The organism is Herbiconiux oxytropis (assembly GCF_024979315.1).
In the GTDB taxonomy this organism is placed as follows: domain Bacteria; phylum Actinomycetota; class Actinomycetes; order Actinomycetales; family Microbacteriaceae; genus Herbiconiux; species Herbiconiux oxytropis.
The window spans coordinates 1-3740 of the sequence record NZ_JANLCK010000024.1 but is presented as its reverse complement, the minus strand read 5'-3'; the positions used below and the strand labels follow the sequence as shown (position 1 = coordinate 3740).

At 71.3% G+C, this 3740-nt stretch carries 2 protein-coding genes; both read left to right on the top strand.

Features of this window, described 5'->3' with window-relative positions:
• Nucleotides 1-372 (top strand): cell wall-binding repeat-containing protein (locus N1028_RS19660; protein ID WP_259531228.1); only part of this gene is annotated, 372 nt, incomplete at its 5' end.
• A gap of 29 nt (nucleotides 373-401) precedes the next feature.
• Nucleotides 402-3740: family 43 glycosylhydrolase (locus N1028_RS19655; RefSeq protein ID WP_259531227.1), on the top strand; the 3339-nt coding region annotated here is incomplete at its 3' end.

Sequence of the window (3740 nt, the reverse complement as noted above, 5' to 3'; positions counted from 1 at the left end):
GTGAAGAGCATCGCGATCGCCGGCGGCCCGGCATCGGTCTCGGCAGGCATCCAGAAGGATGCCTCGAAGATCGCGACCACGGTGCGACTGGGTGGCGCCGACCGGTACGAGGCGTCGAGGTCGATCAACGATCACTTCTTCGACACCGCCGATCACGTGCTGCTCGCGACCGGTCTGAAGTTCTCCGACGCCCTCGCAGGCTCGGCGTACGGACCCCGTCTCGACGCGCCCCTCTTCACGGTGAAGGCCGACTGCATCCCCGCAGCGACCCTCGCCCAGATCGAGGAGCTCGGCGCCACGAAGGTCACCCTCCTCGGTGGGCCGGCTTCGCTCTCCGCGGCGGTCGAGAACCTCACCGCCTGCACCCCCTGATGACGACCCTCGACCACCAGGAGATCGACATGACCGGCAGTTCCCCCGCCCGCCCCGGAGCACGCAGCGCCGTGCTCCGGGGCGGGGCCCTCCTCCTCGGCGGCGTGCTCGCCGCCTCGGCGGTGCTCGCGGGGGCCTCGGCCGCCGTGGCCCAGACCGTCAACCCGATCCTCTCCGACGGCAGCTACTACTCCGCCGATCCGGCCACCCTCGTGGCCGACGACACGCTCTACATCTTCGCGGGGCGCGACGAGGCGGGGCCCACCCAGAACGACTTCATCATGAACGAGTGGCAGACGTTCTCCACGACCGACGTCGAGTCGGGCCAGTGGCAGCACCAGCCCGCCGCGATGCGCCCCGAGGAGGCCTTCGACTGGGCGACCCCCGGCCGGGCCTACGCGGGCCAGGCCGTGGAGGGCGCCGACGGGCGCTACTACTGGTACGTGCCGGTCTCGCAGCGCGACCCCCAGTCGGAGAACGCCTTCGCCATCGGCGTGGCGGTGGCCGACAGCCCAGGCGGGCCCTGGACCGACGCGATCGGTGGCCCGCTGCTCTCCCAGCGCATCCTGGGCAACGACATCGAGAACATCGACCCGACCGTGCTCGTCGATGACGACGGCCGGGTGTACCTCTACTGGGGCACCTTCGGCCAGCTCCGCGCCATCGAGCTCGACCCGAGCATGACCTCGCTGCTCGGCGAGCCCATCACCGTGACGGGGGCGAAGGGCTTCTTCGAGGCGCCCTGGCTGTTCAAGCGAGGAGAGACCTACTACCTGGCCTACGCCGCCAACGACGTGGGCCCCGGCTGCACCGAGGCGGTCTATCACGCGTGCATCTCGTACGCCACGAGCACCGGCCCCATGGGCCCGTGGACCTACACGGGCCGCGTGCTCGCTCCGGTCTCGTCGACCACGAGCCATCCCGCCATCACCGAGTTCGACGGCTCGTGGTACATCGCGTACCACACGGCCGACGCCGAGGGCGGCAACCACTTCCGCCGCTCTGTCGCGATCGACGAGGTGCTGTGGGACGACTCCGTGAGCCCCGCCAGGATGCTCGAGGTCGTGCAGACCCCGGCGAAGACCGTCGACCGCACTCCGCGCGCGAACGTGGCGCCCTGGGCGACGGCGTCGTCGTCGAACCAGCCGGTGCCGGCCCAGTACTGGATCCGGGCCCTCAACGACGAGCTCGTGCGACCCAACCCGCTGCCACCGGACATGTGGGGCAACTACTCCGGCGACCGTCCGGCCTCCGAGTGGGTGCAGTACGACTGGGAGTCACCGGTGCGGATCGACTCGACCACGGTCGACTTCTGGCGCGACGCAGCTCCCGGCCTCGGCGACGGGGTCTCGAACCCCGCCTCCTGGGTGCTGCAGTACCGCGACGCGAGCGGTGAATGGGCCGACGTCGTCGACCCCACGGGGTACGGCACGAGCACCGACGAGCCCGTCACGGTCGGCTTCGCGCCGGTGACCACCACGGCCGTGCGGATCACGATGCAGGCCTCGCCCGGCACCGCCGACCCGAGCCGGTACTCCGCCCTCGCGATCGAGGAGTGGCGGGTCGACGCCCAGCAGCCCGCCTCGGTCTCCGAGCCTCTGATCGAGACCCCGAGCGGCACCGCACCGGTGCTCCCGGCCACCGTGGAGCTGACCATGCCGGACGGCGAGGTCGTGCCGGCTCCCGTGATCTGGGACGAGGTCGACCCGGTCGACTGGTCGCGCCCAGGCACCTTCGAGGTCGCGGGCTTCGTGGAGGGCTACGCCGCCGGATCCGTCGCCGCGACCGTCACCGTGACGGGCGACCCGGATCCGGGAACCGACACCACGGCGCCCACGGTCGCCCTCACCACCACGCCGGTCGAGCCCGCCGCGGGCTGGTTCCGCACCGCCCCGGTGGTGCGGGCGTCGGCCACCGACGAACGCGACCTCCGGCTCACGATCGAGCTGCGGGTGGACGGCGGGGACTGGCAGGCGACGCCCAATGCGCGGTTCGCCGACCTGCCGGTGACGACGGAGGGCGAGACCTCGGTCGAGGCCCGAGCCGTCGACGCGGCGGGGAACGTCTCCGCGGTGGTCGCCACGACCGTGCGCTTGGACCGCACGGCCCCCGTGGTCACGTCAGCCGTCTCCCTGGGCGACCGCACGGTGTCGCTCGCCGCCGCCGACGCCACGTCCGGGGTGGCGGGGCTCGAGTACTCGATCGGCGACCGTGCCTCGTGGCAGTCCTACGAGGCGCCCGTCGAGGCGGGCCCCGAGAGCGTGCGGGTGTTCCACCGGGCCACCGACACGGCCGGCAACGTCTCGATCGTGGGGTCTGTCACCGTCCCGGCCGACGACGACTCGCCCCTGGAGGGCAACGTCGCGCCGCTGGCCACCGCCTCCGCCTCCTACACCTCGCCGTGGACCCAGGTCGCCTGGGTGAACGACGGCGACGCCACGGCCGAGGCGCCGGGTTGGGGGACCTGGCCCGAGGTGGGTGAGCAGTGGGTGCAGCTACAATGGCCGCGCGTCGTGAGCGTCGACCGTGCCTCGGTGAGCTTCTTCACCGACCAGGACGAGACGGCGAACGCCGGTGTGATCGTGCCGGAGTCGTGGCGCATCCAGTACTACGACTTCTCGGTGGGCGACTGGCGCGACGTCGTGGCCCAGGGCGAGTACGGCCGCGACCGGGTGGTGGCCAACGCCGTCGCCTTCGAGAAGGTGACGACGGATCGCCTGCGGGTCACGATGCAGGCCTGGGGCGAGACGCCCACCACGGGATCGTCGGGTCTGCGCGAGATCGAGGTCTTCGCCGCGGCGCCGGACCCTGACCCCGAGCCGGAGCCGACCGCGGTCGACCGGATCGCGGGTGCGGACCGGTACGAAGTCGCTGTCAACACCTCCAAGGCGGGCTTCCCTGACGGGTCGTCGACTGTGTATGTCGCGTCAGGGGCTGTGTTCCCGGATGCGCTCTCCGCAGCACCTGCTGCGACGGTCGCCGGTGCACCGATCCTGCTGACGACCACCGCCGACCTGCCCGCGGGTGTGGCGGCCGAGATCAAGCGACTGGGCGCGACCAAGATCGTGATCGTGGGTGGTACCGCCACCGTCTCGGCGAAGGTTGAGGCGTCGTTGAAGAAGCTCGGCACGGTCACCCGGATCGGTGGTGCTGACCGGTATGAGGCATCGCGGAACATCGCGAAGGCCGCGTTCCCTTCGGGTGCTCCCACGGCGGTCCTGTCGGCAGGCACGAAGTTCGCCGACGCCCTGTCGGCGGGTGCGGCGATCGATGGTGAGGGTCCGGTGATCCTGGTCAAGGGCACCGCGTCGACGTTGGATGCGGCGACGAAGAAGCTGCTGACCGATCTCGATGTGAAGAGCATCGCG